The sequence below is a fragment of the Corynebacterium sp. 401_CJEI genome (assembly GCF_001076435.1).
GTDB lineage: Bacteria > Actinomycetota > Actinomycetes > Mycobacteriales > Mycobacteriaceae > Corynebacterium > Corynebacterium jeikeium_D.
Genome location: NZ_JVIP01000019.1, coordinates 58,218 through 74,118 on the forward strand (window position 1 = coordinate 58,218; position 15,901 = coordinate 74,118).

A 15,901-nucleotide genomic window follows, 5' to 3' on the forward strand; every position below is an offset into this window, starting at 1 on the left:
ATTATCCAATCAGCTCGCGCATTTTCCTGTCTAACTCTATCCTGCTTGGCAGTAGCGCTTCATCTGGTATTAGCGTCCGTCCTGCCGAAACGTAGAAGAACCCGGCTTCAATGTCTTCGGGGGCAGTTTCCATTCCCATCTCGCGCAGCCTATCCGACCACGCCAGGCGGTAAATCGCCAGCTGTAGCGCCGCTACTTCCCTTTCCTTTCCGCGCGGCATCTGGCCTGTCTTCCAGTCAATGACGCTCCACTTCCCGTTGTCGTTAAACACCGCGTCGATTCGGCCGACGACCCGCCTCTGCCCGATGGCAATTTCAAACGGCACCTCTACATGCGTTGGCGTGCGGTCAGCCCACACAGATGCCTCGAAGTTCGCCTTCAATTTCTCCAGTTCGCGTTCGGACGCGACTTGTTCTGTGCCGAGGAAGTCATCCAGTTGATCCCCGAAGAGATCCTCATCGTCCAGCAGACTGTGTGCACCGAAGCGATTCTCCAACCAAGCGTGGAATGCCGTACCTCGGCGCGCGAATCGGTTTGGCTTAAACGGCACCGGGCGTGCTTTCCGACGAGCAAACGCGACCGGATCCGCAATCATCGCTTGGTATTCGCTAGTGGACATGCTTGTCGGCATTGGTAGATGAATCTCCGCGGCCTTAGCTCGAAGGATTTCATCCACGAGAATGGTCGTTTCCGTTTCCCATACCTCAGACAGGTCACCTGCAATGGGGCGCTCATCCTGGTCTTCGCCCATGTAGCGCATGACGCTTTCGGCTGCTCGCTGCACACTATCTCGGCGGTTGCCCAGGGTATCGACGGGCCAGACCACCCCATCAACCGCAGTGTCGCAGTCCAAATCGACTTCAGTGTCCTCTACCTCAGGGTCCTCCCCATCTGTCCACGACACCACATAGTCACTGAATTGAGTGGCGATGGCTGCGAAGTCCGCCGACACGTCGGTGGGTTTCTTCAAGCTCGGATTAGGCCGCCTGCTTGCAGTGACAATGAGCTTTTTCGCGGAGCGAGTCATGGCAACGTAGAAGAGGCGCTGTTTTTCTTCCCTCTCCACTTCTCGCAGCTCTTCCTTGTAGGCTTTGATCACCTTGTTGAGGTCGGTCTGGTTATCGGTGCCTGATATGTCCAGTTCGGGGGCGTTGCTGTCGACAGAATCAGCGACAGGAGCCCAATCGCCTGCTGCAAGCTGCGTTGCATCCTCTGTTGTTTCTGCACTAGCCGTTAGCGGATCCACTTGAGTAATTGCGCCAGGAGGAAGCTGAACTGAATTGGTCAGCCACGATGACAAATCAACTCTGTCGAACTTGCTAGTGGTGATGCCCGGAACAGCAACCGTTTCCCACTCCAAGCCCTTTGACTTGTGCATAGTCATGATTTGGACACAGTTTTCCGGCATGTTCATAGGTGCCCGTTCCAAGCCATCATCGTGTTCGACAGCGAATTCCAGATAGTTCAAAAACCCTGTCACATCGTCCGAGATATTTTGAGAATACGTCGCAGCGATATCGACAAACCTATCCAGATGTGCGGTTGTCGGCCTGGTTATCGCGGTAGCAGAACCGTACTGTCCAGCCGCTGCTTCTACGCGAATTCCAAACTCAGTAGCGATGTCCTCGACCAGTTCCGGCAGAGGCTTATTCAGCGAGAACCGGCGTAGTTTTCGTAGGCTTGCACCCAACTGTGCGATGCGCACCATTGCTTCATCTGTGTAGTTCAGTGACTCGCTACAGACCAACCGCCCATTTTTTTCCACACTGCCGCGCGCCAGCGGGGTGCCGTCGTAAAAACGAATATCCGGGTCGGCGATGGCGTGCCCCAGCCCCACCGCGGACGATGCTGCTTCGGCATCTTCCACGAGCTTGTCATACTGGCGAGCGAGCTGGGAAAGCGGTGAGGAGTCTGAAGTCTCTTCGACGTTGCCCTTCTTGCGGGCCAACTCGTCCTTTCCTGCGATTGCCAGCTGATCTACACGAGTGCGAAGTGCCTCCACGTCCGCGGCACCCAAATTGAACTGTGGGCTGAGTAGCAGACGCAGAGCATCCTGGTCTGAACTGGGGTCGACCAATATCTTCATCACCGAGGTGATATCCATGACCTCGGGCAAGTGCAGCAATCCAGCGAGTCCCACAATGATTGCAGGCACACCCCGCTCAGACAGTGCATCTAAATAGACAGCCGATTCAGCATTTGTCCGAACCAGGATGGCGGCATCGAGCTTGTTGCCAGCTGCTTCACATTCGCGTAATTGCGTCTCCATGCAATCTGCGATGTATGCAACTTCTTCCTCACCGGTTGCAGTGAAAGCAAGCTGCACCTCGCCCTGGCCTGCTTTTGGCCCTGCATCCAGTGCCTCTACCGTACGAGCCTGCCCCGCAAAAGCACGGTCGGAGACTGCGTTAGCAAGCTGCAGCACTGACTGCGGGTTTCGCCAAGAAATGGTCAGTTGCTTTTTCTCCGCTGGCTGCCCATCCGACCGCGGAAAATCATTGACAAACTGCACAAGGTTTTCGGCCGTTGCTCCTCGCCAGCCATAAATTGCCTGCATCGGATCGCCGACAGCGGTGACACAACCACCGGAGAACAGCGCACGCAGGAACAGCCGCTGTGTGTGCGACGTGTCCTGGTACTCGTCGAGCATGATGATCTTAAAGCGACGCCGCTCCTCCTCCCCGACTTCCGCGAAGTCGGTGGCTAGCCGGGCCGCCCGAGCCATCTGCATACCGAAGGTGGCGACATTTTCTTCATTGCACCGAGCTCGAACCTGCTCTACCAGCGGCAAAATCTCTAATCTCTCCCGCTGCTTATCGACGATGCCCTGTAGATCGCCAATTAGTCCCTCGCGTTTACCCTTCTGCGGGGTCTGCTCAATATTGCTGATGAACGCTTCGGTTTCCTCGCGAATCGCCTGCGGGGTAGATAAGTTTGAGTCGATGTTCGACCCCAGCTCAATAATGCGACTGGCCAGCGTTGATGGCGCAATATCGACATCAATTTCGGTCACATTGCGAGCTGTTTCCCAGGCCAACTGCCACTGCGTCGCGCCATCCATAATGGTGACCCCCGGCTCCGTCGGCAGCAAAAGACCATAATTGCTCACGACTTCAGAGGCATAAGCATCGTAAGTAAGCGTGGTTGGGGCAATGACCTCGAGGCTTGCTAATACCTCTGGTGAAGCTTGTGCACGAAATGCAGCGGAGGAAGCAAGCGCATTCAGCTGTTGGCGGATACGGACGCCGAGCTCGCGCGCTGCCTTCCTGGTGAAGGTCAAACCTAGAACTTCTTCTGGGCGGATAAAGCCGTTGGCGACCAACCACACAACACGGGCAGCCATTGTCGCTGTTTTACCAGCACCGGCACCGGCGACAACAAGCATTGGTTCCATCGGTGCACCGATTACCGCCGCTTGTTGCGGGGTGGGCGGAAAGTCCTGCCCCATCATCTCCGACAGGGTGACGGGATCAATGATGGTTCGTTCCTCCGACATGACTACCGATTCCCTTCTGCTGCCGGGCACGCCTTCGAAAGCGTGCAGAACTTGCAATGATCACCAGCGAGCGCCAAGGCACGCGGGCCAGACGTCGCACGTGCTACCTGCTCCACGCGACGCTCCCAGTCAGCCAACTTGTCTTCCGTGAGCTTTGACTGTTCGCGGCTAGTGATAATGGTCTTATTGTGTGACTTTCGCGGAAATACCAGGTATGCCCCAGATTGTTCAATGCCTTCGCCGTTGTCCACAGCGAGCCCATCTCCGCTTTCAACGAGCTTCCCCTTCGACAGCGCTAGTTGATATGTAGCTAGCTGTGCGTGTCCTTCTACTTCTTTACCGGAGGGCGCTGTCTTACCGGTTTTAATATCGACGATTTGAACTGCACCATCAGCGTCTTCAATCAACCGGTCGATTCGTCCGACAATCACGATGTCATCGTTGATGTTGACATTTACTGGGACCTCGGTTCCGATATCTTTCTTAGTCTCAATCCACCGCTGCCAATCCTCCAGCCCGGTCAACCAGGTCTCTTCCTCAGTACGCTTACGCCACTCCGGATCATCGGACAGGTCCCCAAAAACACGCCGGATCTCAGACTGAGCCTCAGGCACAGTCACTCCCTTCGCGACTGCTTCTACCGCCTGATGCAGTAGAGAGCCCAGATACATGGCCGATGTCGGTGCTGATTTATCCAACATGGCCTTCAACGGACAACTCAGGGTTGCTTCCACCTTGGAGGGATTGATCCTCATCGGCTTCTTGTCATTTACCGGCTTCGAAGTCGACGGTGCACGGAGCCCCCACCAGGTGTCTGGATGTGCGCCAGCAACCTCAACCTGCGCCAATCGCGCGAGTTGACGTGCAGCTTGTCGACGCCGCGTCTCAGTCTCCGCATCGTCCACAACGGCTGCACGCAGTTCTGCCAGCAGTGACTCCACAGAGAGCACCCGTGGCAGGCCTTCACCGGCCCATGCGACATCTTCTGCCTCTGCAACATCCGGATTGCCGGCGTTTGCTTCATTAGCCGTAGCCCCGACTCCGTTCGCAGACGACGATGCTTCCGACTGTTTCACCAGCTCCGTCACCGAATTACCGAGCTTTTCAACGAGCTCGATAATAAACGGACTGGGAACTCCAACATCGTCAGGAGAATCGACTGCGGTCAGCAGTACCCTGTCGCTCGCCCGTGATACCGCGACGTGCAGCAAACGACGTTCCTCCGCCAGCGCATCCGCCATGGAATTGATGTACTCCCGCGGCTCAATTCCGTGATCAACGAGACCGATGAACTCGTTCTGCTTCATCACCGAGCCAGTCACACCGAGGCTGGGCCACTGGCCTTCCTGGACTCCGACAACTGCTACTGCTTTCCACTGCCTGCCCAGAGCCGCATGGGCTGAGAGAATGCGCACGGCATCGCGCTCTACCCCGCTACGGTCACGTGCGCCGATGGGCAGCTCCTGCTCTTCCACAGAAGCGATAAAACCGTCAACCGTCAGTTTTGGATTCAGCTCCACACGGTCACCAGCAAAGTCGAACAGTGCCATCACAGCATCCAAATCGCGGTCAGCCGATGCGCCAGCTGTACCGCCGCGCAACGATGCCGCCACCAGATGGTCTGCCAAACCAGTGGACTGCCAAATTGCCCACAAAGTTGCTTCCACACCATCGCGCAACGCTTCACGAGCTGCGCTCAACAGATCCAGCGGCACCTGCAGCGCCTGACGTTCACGCTGCGACAGAGACTCAATAAGCTCCAGATGTTCAGCTGTGAGTCCCTCTGCCTTCAAGATTCCGATGAGCTGAGTCATCGCGGCCCCGCCGAACAGGTCGGCCTTTCGGATTCCGCGCAGCAGACGCTCTTTGACAATCGGATCCATGTTGACCAATGGGCCGGAGAGGAACTCGTCCCACTCCACGTCATCGAGCTGGTTCATAGTTGCCCGCAACGCCACCATCAGCGCTCGCACCAATCGCTGATGACTTAGCACGATGTCCGTTGGGTCAATCTGCACAGGCACACCCGCACGCGACAACGCACGGAACAGAGAGGACTCCCCTGCACCGGACCGGACGATGACCGCCATATCCTTCCATGCCACTCCCTCGTCAATATGAAGGCGCCGGAAGTAGTCCGCGACTGTGGCTCGCTGTGCACGTTCAGAAGGATGAATAGCTATTTTTACTGCACTTTTAGCTGCGTACGAGTTTTCCGCTGCGACGGTATCGCTGTTGTTTCCAACTTCGGATTCACGAGCTTCCTGTGCTCCAACTGAACCGACAATGCCACGGTATGCAGGAGCCTTAGGCAAGCGCTGAGAAACTGCGTTGACTAAATCCGCGATATCAGCGTTACAGCGGTAAGACTGCTGCAAGTGGATTGCCTTGCACTCGGCCTCACCAGTCCTCCGGAGATAGTCATTATTAGCACCGCGGAAATGGAATACCGATTGATCTTCATCACCAGTAATGACGGCTACGGCCGCCTGCGACACAAACCGATCCACAAGACGCGCAGCTTCCGGGGATAGGTGTTCAGCATCATCGACCAGCACCACCGACTTTCCCCACCGAGCCAGTGCTTGCGCGTCTGTATCCAGCTCCATCAATGCCGCAGAGACAATCTCTGCAGCGTTCAGGCTGGGCTCCCACGCCAACCGCATAGTCTGCTGATACTCCGCCATAAACTTGCCAGCCGCACACCACGACTCAATGCCATAGTCCACGCCGAGCTGCTGAAGCCTCGGGGCGTCAATCCCCCGCTCAGCTGCACGCAGCAGAAAGTCACGAACCGCACGGGAAAAACCGACTAACGGAAGAGCCGGGCGCAACCGCTCTGGCCAATACGCACCACCATCTTCCGCATGACCGGCCAAAAGTTGCCGCACGACAGCATCTTGGCGTGCACCAGTGGTCAACGATGGTTCAGGCTCTCCCCGACTGACAGCGGCATCACGTACTACTGCATAGGCAAGCGAATGCACGGCACGCACCATGCCACCTTGACCTGCCCCGACCGAACCACCTTCCCCCAGTTCAGAGGAAAAACGCCTGTCAATATCCCGCCTCAATTCCGCAGCGGCCTCTTTTGACTGTGACACCACCAAAATGCTGTCCGCCGGAATGCCCGCCTGCATGTAGTCCACCGCGAGATCTGCCAGCAGCGAACTCTTTCCAGTCCCTGGGCCGCCTAAAACGCGCACAACAGACTGGTTTACAAGCTTGTTCTCTACCACGAGCGCCTGATTATGGGAAGGGAAAAGCGCCTCTACCGCAGTACCCAACCACTGCCGACGACGAGGAGGTTCCTCCTGGACGAACCGAACCTTCGGCATTCCATCTACGTTCATGTGCACCATTGTGGCACAACCTCCGGACCGATACTCGAACACCCATTCGAAATAAGGAGAAAAATACCCCCGCCCCAAAAACTCCCGTAAATACTGCCCGGCGTTACTTAGACACAAACGCGCGAACTAGCGAAGCCGCGCGGAACAGACCGCGATACGCACTCGGCTGCGATTCTGGACTAACAGCGTGGACAAAAAGTCGATAACACATCGCACGAACGAGCAACTGACCGAAATCCGGCAGGTGATCGAAGCGCCGCAGTAGCTCCTCATCAGCCCCCATCATGGACAGGCAATCCACTGCCGCCAAGGCAGCTGTCCAACCACGGACATGCCACGCTGGCACGATATCGGTGAGAACCGGGGCGGCCGTGCCGTCGTAAAGCAGCGTGCCGACGAGGTCTGCGTGACAGACCTGCAGAAGCTCCGTTGGCACAACCATCTCTGCCCGCAGCTGGAGAAGATCACCGGAGATCGTGAGAGCCTCGGCACAATCGGCGCGGGGGACGCTATCCGCGTCGAGAAGCTGCTCGAGGATGCCGATTGGGTCAGAGTCCCAAGCTGCGCGATTACACATGACGAAGTAATCGGGCTCCTTATCAAGGAGAAACTGTGGCCGTTCAATACTGGCAAGCGACTCTTCCACGCGACCAGCGGCCACAATGGTTTCATCGGCACGTGGCGCGAATCCCCCCGGGATGAAATGACGAGCCTGCCACCCAGCAATAACCAAGCGGCCGTCACTGGTACGCACAGATTTCGCCACTCGGACGCCATCGACATCTAGCGCACTGCGAACCTTTGCAGACCACAGCGCCTGCGCCGAATTATGTACCGGCGAAAGGACAATGGAATCGTCGTAGACCCAGCCATTGTCCCAAGCTCGCCCGGCACGATGCGGCTCGCCCTCGGCACCAAAGGCCTCTAAAACACGGTCGGGAGGAGTGGCGATCATAATCTGCTACTACCTTGCTTTCTGAGTCGGTGCGGCCGTATCGTCGTCCGCCCCAAATGGATACGGCCAGCCGTTGACAGAACACGTCTTGCCATCGGTCTGATAGACCTCGCTGCTGTCGATTTCATGCAGTTCATCGTTCGACACGCTCAGGGTCTGCTGCATCATGATTGGCGCGATACCGCCATCCCTCGGGCAGGGCTCGTGAACCGCGTACCCAAGTCCGTGCCCAACCTCGTGATTAATAAGGTATTGGCGATACAATCCCAGGTCCCCCTCAAAAGGCAGGGCACCTCGAACCCACCGGGCGATACTGACGACCACGCGCCCAGGCTCACCTTCCCGCTGCCCAGACAGGTAACAGGAGGTCTCCATTCCCAAGGTGTTTCCGCACAGCTGATGTGCGGTTCCAGTCGCGGAAAGCTGCACGACAATCGTCGGATCCTGATCGCGAGGCACTGCCTCGAAAGAAAAATCTGGATTAGCTGTCCAGCCACGTGGATCGGCCAGAATCGAGTTCACCGTCTCCGCAAAGGCGCGCTCGCCACCAATTGAAGGAACATCAATGTTGTCTTCAATTTCCACGGAATACCTGATCGCATTGCGGCGCCCCTCCCCGACACGGGGATGCGCCACGGTGACATCTTTAAAATTTCCCGAGGGTTCCGTGGCAAAGGCCGGACCAGGTGGCAACTGTCCTCCCTCGTAACCATCACCGTACCCCTCACCGGGCACCGGACCAGGGCGACTGTTACCACTCTGCGAGGTGACAGTGCCATTGCCGGAACCTGGAGAATCATCTTCAGCAGTGAAGATGTCGAAGAGAATGATGACTGTGAGCACCACAAGTACGGGGATGGCATAGGCTCGCCACCCCCAACTCCTTGCAATGCGTACGAGAAAGGGTTCTTGCGTCATTAGGCGAAGAAGCCAACCTTACGGTCTGCGTTATTACCGGTACGGACGTAGGCGACCTTGGCAGCATTAATCAGGTACTCCTGACCAGCGCCGTCACTGATCTCAATCACACCTTCGCCAGCAGCCAGCTTCTGGGAGATCGCAGCCTTGACCTCCTCGCCACCAGCGACGTTTTCAATGCTCAGCTCACGCGTATTGTCTGCAAATCCAATAGTGATGTCCATAGGTGACATCATAACCATTCCCAAAGCGGCTAGGATTAGAGAGACCGATTAAGCCGTCGTGTCACGTGAGGTTACAAACAGCAAAGGAGTCGCCGTGGCAGAGTCCCAGTCCCCGACATTCGTCGAATTGGGGGTCGCCGCGGAAATCTGCGACGCACTCGCCGACGAAGGAATCAACCGCACATTTGCCATCCAGGAACTGACGCTGCCCTTGGCGCTCGACGGCACGGACATCATCGGCCAAGCCCGTACTGGCATGGGAAAAACCCTTGGGTTTGGTGTCCCCCTCATTGACCGCGTCTTTGATGACGCCCGCATTCCAGAACCGGATGGCACTGCCCGCGCAATCATCGTCGTTCCCACCCGTGAGCTGTGCGTGCAGGTCGGCGAGGACTTAGCCCGCGCTGCGCACTCAACCAATCTGCGTGTATGCACCATTTACGGTGGCCGCCCCTATGAGGAACAGATTGAACAGCTAGACCGCGGCGTGGACATCATCGTCGGCACTCCGGGCCGTCTCATCGATCTTTACCAGCGCAATAATCTAGAGCTGTCAGGCGTAAAGATTTTGGTTCTCGACGAGGCCGATGAGATGCTCGACTTGGGCTTCCTGCCGGACATCGAGAAGATTCTGGCTGCGGTGCCAGATGAACGTCAGACCATGCTCTTCTCGGCAACAATGCCGGGCCCAATTCTGACTCTCGCACGTACCTTTATGAATCGCCCGGTGCACATCCGCGCCGAATCAGGCGAGGAAGAGGCCACAGTCCACGAGACCACTAAACAGATTGTTTTCCAATCGCACCAGATGGATAAGGTCTCGGTCATTGCCCGCATCCTGCAAGCCAACGATCGTGGTCGCACCATCATTTTTGCTCGCACGAAGCGCGGCGCCGCCTCGGTTGCTGAGCAGCTCGGCGAGCGCGGCTTCCTGGTCACCGCCGTCCACGGCGATATGGGCCAGCCTGCACGTGAGCGCTCGCTGACGGCGTTCCGCAATGGCGACGTCGACGTCCTGGTCGCAACCGATGTCGCGGCTCGCGGTATCGATATCGACGATGTCACCCACGTCATCAACCACCAGGTGCCCGATGACGAAATGACCTATGTCCACCGCATCGGCCGCACCGGCCGCGCGGGACACAGCGGTGTCGCCGTTACGCTCGTCGGCTGGGATGAAACCACAAAGTGGAAGGCTATTTCAGATGCTCTCGACCTGGACATGGCCGAGATTCCGACGTGGTTTTCCACCTCCCCCGAGCTCGCCGAAGCTCTAGACATCCCCGAGGGGATCGATGAGAAGGTCGGGCCAGCCCGCCCGGTATTGGGTTCCCGGCCACCTCGCGGGCGTGGCGGAAGAGGCCCGCGAAACAACCGCTCACAGTCTCATCATCGCAATCGCGGCCAAGGACGAAGCTCAAAGCGGGACGGCCACTCCAATTCTCATCGTCGCAGCTAGGCCGCTGCGCGTGCCAACTCCCCACCTCACCTCTCGCCACGACCACTCGTCGACAGGACATTCCAACCGTGCTGCAGTCACCACAAGCCAACGCTGAGCCCACCACTGCAGAGACCCGACTGCGCCGCAATCGAATCGCATCAGTAGTTCTCATCATCGCCGTAGTGCTAGTCGTCGGTTGGACATGGGTCGCTTCTCCGGCTCGTAAGGTCGATCGCACTGAATCCACGGCACCGACGAGCAGCACAGCGCAAGCCCCGGCCGCGAACGATCCGGAGGCAATGCCACATACTCTCCGGCCGGTGTGGTCCACCGAATCGTCGGCAAGCACAAGCACGCACACCATCTCCCCGGCGCCACTGGTGATGGACAACTCCCTCATCGTTGCTGAGGACCGGGGCGTGCGTGCTATCTCGCTTAACGACGGCACGGAGCGCTGGCACTATCGACGAGATATTCCGCTTTGTGCGCTCTCGGGCAGTGATGGCCAAGTTTTCGCGACTTTTCGTGGGGCAGCTGGCTGCGGTGAGACCGTTGCACTCAAGCCCGACTCGGGGCAGTATGTCGCGACCCGTAAATCGATTGCGGCTGACAGCCCTGCCGCCGTGCGCTCGAACTCATACGCGGGTGTCTACGACTCTGGATTCCTGGAGCTGTGGCGCTCTGACCTGGTCCGAGTAGTCGAGTACGGCAAGATTCCAGCGTCTCCAGAACCGAAGATGCAGCCGCATCCGGAGTGTTCGATTATCAGTGCGCTCACGCGCGTGGAGCTGCTGGCCCTCGTAAACAACTGCGATGGTCACGGACGCCTGGTCATGCAGGCGGCAAATCCGGAGGAATCTCGGAAGCCGGAGGTCAAGAGCGATATTGACCTTGGTCCGGCAACTGCAGATATGTCGCTGGTATCGATTGGCCAGGACACGGCGGCGGTACTGTCAGACAATCGCATCCGAGTTTTTCGTATGGACGGCACGATGCTGACTGAATTGGCGCTGGATGAGACTACCCTGCGCCCAGCACCGGCGGAAGCTAACTCCGACGGCGATGCCCCGCGTGCGCCTTTTACGACGGATCTTCCCCATCACATGACGTGGTGGTCGCCGCGTGGTTTACTGGGCTTCCGCCCGAGCACCCTGGCGCCGGATTTCGAGTTTCCTGAGGCCACAGGAACCCCAGCTCCATGGGGTGAGCATGTTTTCATGCCAGTCACTGACGGAGTCGCGGTATTGAATGCCAAGACTCTGGAGATTATCGGCACACTCCCGTTGCCTGCAGCTGCGAAGTCCACTCAAGCAAATAATGCGGACAAGCCGGAAGTGCCCGTGCGCCTTGCGGTTGTCGGTGACACGCTACTAGTTCAGCGCGGTGAGTCAGTCGACGCGTTCGCCATCGAAGCTTAGAAAGAGCGGGCAGCCCAATCAATCGCCTTCGGACTAAACATACAGGCCAGCGCAGCAATTGAAGCTGCCGCCGTCGGTAGAGCGAGCAGAAAAGCGCTCGAGCGGAACATGTAATAGGCCACGCCCAGCAAGCAGAGGTTGAGCATAATAATCGGCCCGCGCCCCCATCGGGCGCCACGCAGCAACATAATCGCACCAGCGAGAACAGCGCCGAAAATGAGAAGGAACCACAGCGCGGTACCCCAACCGGAAATGACCGCGGCCTCGTCGCGGTACCCCATCAAATCACGAATGAGAAGGAAGATCCCGTAGCCCAGACCGAGGGCACATTCGGCGACACCAATCCACGCACCGACCATAACAACCTGAGGTGCGGCAATCGGCCCGTCGGCTGCCGCAAGCTGGTCGGTAGTACGCGATTTGGGCGCATTGCTGCTGTTTTTCTGGTTACTCACGCCCTACATGTTAGCCCGGTGCGAACCGATGAATACACCCTGGAGGCATACCGGCTAATGCGCCCATCACAAGTCTGCTCATGCACTATTCTTGGTGCCTGTGCGTGCGTTGCTAATCTCCAATCCGAATTCGACCAGTAACACTGCTCGACGTATGCCCGGCGTTGTGCGGGCGCTTCGCTCGGTCGAGGGGATTCGCTTGACATCCATGTTTACCGCCTACCCTGGCCATGCTGCGGAAATGGTGGCGGGTAAAACGGTTCGCGATTACGACGTCATTATTTCTCTCGGCGGCGACGGAACCATTAACGAGATTGTCAATGGGCTCATGAACTCCAACCCATTCTCCGCACTGTCTGCCACTGACCTGCCTGCCATCGCGACAATTCCCACCGGCAGCGCCAACGTTTTGGCAGGTGCGTTGGGTATTCCCCGCGACCCCGTAGATGCCGCGTGGTACATCGCAAGTCTGCTGCGCTCCCGAACCCGCAGCACTATCAGCGTTGGACATGCAGCGGAGCGATGCTTCGTGGTCAATGCCGGTATCGGCATCGATGCGGAAGTCATTTCCACCATGGAACAGCTCCGACAAAACGGTACCCGCGCCAAAGCCGTGCGCTATTTGCCGGCAATTTTCACCGCATGGAATCAGTTGCGCAAAAGCCCGCCACAAATCACCGCAACTATCGACGGCACGGAGTTTGGCCGTGATCTCGCAATGGCCGTGGTGTCCAACTCCAATCCCTGGACATTCCTCGGCGACCTCCCCATCGTCACCAACCCCACTGTGTCCCTACGCAGAGGCCTGGGCTTTTATGGCTTCACTTCCCTGAGGGGAGTGACGGGACTTGTCGCCGCAGCCAATTTGGCCGGTTTCTTCACCCGACTGCGTTCCCCCTTCCACGTCGAAGCCCGCGAACGACGCGTCGACAACGCCCAGCACATCGAGCTCACCGCTACTGCCCCACTTCGTCTCCAGTTGGACGGCGAGTACATCAATCAGTGTGAGTCCCTCAACATCCGTGTTAAGCAAGGCGCTATCAATTTTGTGGCGCGTGCCGACGATTACACCGAGGACCAGTTCACCAAGAAAGTCGCTACCCGCCCCGTGGACGAGCGCTTGCTCGTTGTGGTGACCAAAAAGGTCATGGATCGCACACGCCGACTGTTCAGTACTAGCCAAAAGACCGAGGCAAACCCGGCTTAAACTGCAACTGTTTACTGACAAGCCAACAAAAATGCGCCATACACCCTCACTACTGCAATTACCAAAACTAATTTTACCCCCCACAAAGGGCTAGTTTTGACCTGGCGTTTTAACCAAAACTTCACTTTTCTGTGAGGTTTGGCACTTTTATTCATTTTGCTCTTTACGAACCGTCCCAGTCGTGAAAACATGTAAATCGTCAGCGAGACAGGCACGCAGTTCACTGGTTGTGTAACCATGCAAGTCTCGCCTTTTTAGGCGCAAACTCTTTGGTGAGTCCCCACTACCTTTCACGTCGTATAGGCGATGGAACAGGTGGCCCCTCCCAAGATGCCTAATACCCCTGGGCAACCGGGAATGAACCCCAACCTTCGTTGAGATACGGCGATTTGTCGTGTCTGACGAAATCCATTTCCGGAGCTGCCTTCCCGCAAGGAAATTTAACCCTGCCCTCACCCGGGGCTCGTAATGTTTTAGGAGTTTGTCATGGATTGGCGTCACAAGGCCGTTTGTCGTGAAGAGGATCCGGAGCTGTTCTTCCCGGTCGGTAACTCCGGCCCGGCCCTCGCCCAGATTGCTAAGGCCAAGGTCGTTTGCAACCGTTGCCCCGTTACTGCTCAGTGCCTGGCCTGGGCACTTGAGACCGGCCAGGATGCAGGTGTCTGGGGCGGCATGAGCGAGGATGAGCGTCGCGCACTGAAGCGCCGTCGCAACCGCGGCCGCACCCGTCGCACTCGCACCAGCACCACGGTCTAATTAAAGGACTTACCCTCGTACCGTGTAATCTATACCGGTTGATACCTGTTTAACCCGATAGAAAGAGAGCCCAGCTATGAGCAAGCGTGGCCGTAAGCGCAAGGACCGCCGTAAGAACAAGGCTAACCACGGCAAGCGTCCGAACAGCTAAGTTGCCCTTAGTTGCAGCAGTCTTAGCCATCACCGGCTAAGACATCTCACTCCACTCCAGCACAACTCGGTATTGCACCGAGGGACGGGGTGGAGTTTTTTAAGCCTCCAGCGGATACCTCAACGGGGGGTTAAGTAGCAAAAAGTGTGTCCGCTCGGCGTGTTGCGGGGCGGGCACACCGTTTGTTACTTCATGGGGCCTTTTCTGATTCCTATCGAGTGTTCGTACTCGGTTGGGATAGCGTTGTCGTAGAAGGCTGGTCGGCCTGTTTCATGGTCGGCTTTGTTGTGGTCTTCTTCGACAAGATCGTTGACTTTGGCGAGTTGATCTTGGCCGAAATTGCACTGCCTGGCGATCTTTAATGGGTCGTCAGGCAGTTGCGTTTTCGAGTGCAGGTACCACTCGAGCATTTTTCGTTGGCGTTCCCCGGACCTGCCGCGATGCGCGTCGGCGATGCGTTTGAGCCCGGCGTTGATGCCGCCTTCCAGACTGTTTGTCGTTGAAGCCCAGCGTTGAGGCTCAAGCGCATTCGGTGGTGGCTGCAGGTAGGTAAACAGCCATCCTTTCCGTGAGAGGTGCAGCAGGGAGTTGTATGCCTTGCGAACTCGCAGATGGGTCCATTCCCACTGGTTGTTGAGTGTGCGGCGCTCTTTTGACACGGGCGTTTTCTCGTTGAGGAATGCTTTGAATACCTGTCCGAAGTCGTGCAGACGCAGCGTCCACTCCCGTGCCTGGTCGAGTGTGGTGATACGGGTCAGTTTCAACGCCAGGGCGTAGATGGCTTTGCCGGCGTCGGTGCGTGGTCGTGATGTGGTGTAGCGGCGGATGACGCGTTGCGCATGGACGAGGCATCGTTGGATTATCGCGTTCGGCCAGCAGGCTTTAATCGCAGTAAGTGCGCCTTGTCCGCCGTCGAGGACGACGCAGAGCGGCTCAGCGATTTTGCGGAGTAGCTGCGTGTAGGCGTGGGCGGTTTCGTGTTTGGTCCAGTGCCATGCGATGACGTGGTCGTGGCTGGCTGCGACGAGCAAGCATCCGGCGGCGGTGTAGGTACCGTCGATGAAGATCTGGTCGTAGATGCGCTGTGGGTCACCGTCGTTGGGGATGTCGATGAGCCAGAACGGTTTGAATCGGCGGTCAAGTGTCCAACGGCTTACCCCTTGTTGCTGGGCGAGTTCAGACAACGTTGCTGTGGAGGTGGCATAAGAGACGAAGGCTTTAAAGTCGCGGGTCTGCGTGCGGTCGGTGCGGGTTCGTGTCGTGGAACTGCCGCAGTTCGGGTCCTTGCATCGCCACCTGGTTGTGCCTTTAGAAGTGGTTCCGTTTTTCTTCATTTGCCCAGCGCATATCGGGCATCGTGGTCTGTTTTTACTCACCCGGAAAGCACACCAACCCCCGATTAGCACATGCGGGTGCCATTCCGGTGGATTGAACACTAATCGGGCGGATATAAGGTCTTGATGCTTATATCCGCCCGATTTACCCAGCCTAATCAGCAGTAATGCTGAAAGTCAGACACACTTTTTG

The 15,901-nt window shown here is 57.4% G+C and carries 12 protein-coding genes; 5 read left to right on the forward strand and 7 right to left on the reverse strand.

Features of this window, described 5'->3' with window-relative positions:
- Window position 1: 1 nt before the first annotated feature.
- From ADM64_RS05185 to ADM64_RS05205, 5 genes are all read right to left on the reverse strand, one after another.
- Complete coding sequence (locus tag ADM64_RS05185; RefSeq protein WP_049193358.1) at window positions 2-3,496, reverse strand: ATP-dependent helicase; 3,495 nt, start codon at window positions 3,494-3,496, stop codon at window positions 2-4.
- A gap of 2 nt (window positions 3,497-3,498) precedes the next feature.
- A complete protein-coding gene (locus ADM64_RS05190; protein ID WP_241486334.1) occupies window positions 3,499-6,849 on the reverse strand; it encodes an ATP-dependent helicase in 3,351 nt (1,116 codons plus the stop codon).
- A 103-nt stretch (window positions 6,850-6,952) separates the two neighbouring features.
- On the reverse strand, window positions 6,953-7,804 hold the full coding sequence (locus ADM64_RS05195) for a TIGR02569 family protein (protein WP_048733339.1): 852 nt from the start codon (window positions 7,802-7,804) through the stop codon (window positions 6,953-6,955).
- A 9-nt stretch (window positions 7,805-7,813) separates the two neighbouring features.
- A complete protein-coding gene (locus ADM64_RS05200; RefSeq protein WP_038627952.1) occupies window positions 7,814-8,722 on the reverse strand; it encodes a DUF3152 domain-containing protein in 909 nt (302 codons plus the stop codon).
- Window positions 8,722-8,946 (reverse strand): DUF3107 domain-containing protein, encoded by a 225-nt coding sequence (locus ADM64_RS05205; RefSeq protein ID WP_070851115.1) that lies wholly within the window; start codon window positions 8,944-8,946, stop codon window positions 8,722-8,724. Before ADM64_RS05205 ends, ADM64_RS05200 begins: the two co-directional genes overlap by 1 nt.
- A 94-nt stretch (window positions 8,947-9,040) precedes the next feature.
- Between ADM64_RS05205 and ADM64_RS05210 the strand changes: the two genes are divergently transcribed.
- Window positions 9,041-10,405: a DEAD/DEAH box helicase gene (locus tag ADM64_RS05210; RefSeq protein ID WP_049193361.1), complete on the forward strand. Its 1,365-nt coding sequence runs from the start codon at window positions 9,041-9,043 to the stop codon at window positions 10,403-10,405.
- A 68-nt stretch (window positions 10,406-10,473) separates the two neighbouring features.
- Window positions 10,474-11,805 (forward strand): PQQ-binding-like beta-propeller repeat protein, encoded by a 1,332-nt coding sequence (locus ADM64_RS05215; protein ID WP_049172833.1) that lies wholly within the window; start codon window positions 10,474-10,476, stop codon window positions 11,803-11,805.
- Here the strand turns inward: ADM64_RS05215 and ADM64_RS05220 are convergent.
- Complete coding sequence (locus ADM64_RS05220; protein ID WP_224783785.1) at window positions 11,802-12,260, reverse strand: hypothetical protein; 459 nt, start codon at window positions 12,258-12,260, stop codon at window positions 11,802-11,804. The two genes, ADM64_RS05215 and ADM64_RS05220, sit on opposite strands and share 4 nt — an antisense overlap.
- A gap of 100 nt (window positions 12,261-12,360) precedes the next feature.
- Here ADM64_RS05220 and ADM64_RS05225 point away from each other — a divergent pair, with 100 nt between their 5' ends.
- The 3 genes from ADM64_RS05225 to ADM64_RS11235 all read left to right on the forward strand — a co-directional run bounded on the left by ADM64_RS05225 (window position 12,361) and on the right by ADM64_RS11235 (window position 14,374).
- Window positions 12,361-13,467, forward strand: coding sequence for a diacylglycerol/lipid kinase family protein (locus ADM64_RS05225; protein ID WP_224783784.1), 1,107 nt, complete (start codon window positions 12,361-12,363; stop codon window positions 13,465-13,467).
- 486 nt (window positions 13,468-13,953) lie between these two features.
- On the forward strand, window positions 13,954-14,223 hold the full coding sequence (locus ADM64_RS05230) for a WhiB family transcriptional regulator (RefSeq protein ID WP_016422223.1): 270 nt from the start codon (window positions 13,954-13,956) through the stop codon (window positions 14,221-14,223).
- A 76-nt stretch (window positions 14,224-14,299) separates the two neighbouring features.
- Complete coding sequence (locus ADM64_RS11235; RefSeq protein WP_014300525.1) at window positions 14,300-14,374, forward strand: 50S ribosomal protein bL37; 75 nt, start codon at window positions 14,300-14,302, stop codon at window positions 14,372-14,374.
- Between the two features lie 185 nt (window positions 14,375-14,559).
- On the opposite strand, the gene ADM64_RS05235 is transcribed toward ADM64_RS11235, so the two are convergent.
- Window positions 14,560-15,750, reverse strand: a complete 1,191-nt coding sequence (locus ADM64_RS05235) for an IS1249 family transposase (RefSeq protein ID WP_162838042.1) — start codon at window positions 15,748-15,750, stop codon at window positions 14,560-14,562.
- Window positions 15,751-15,901: the final 151 nt, after the last annotated feature.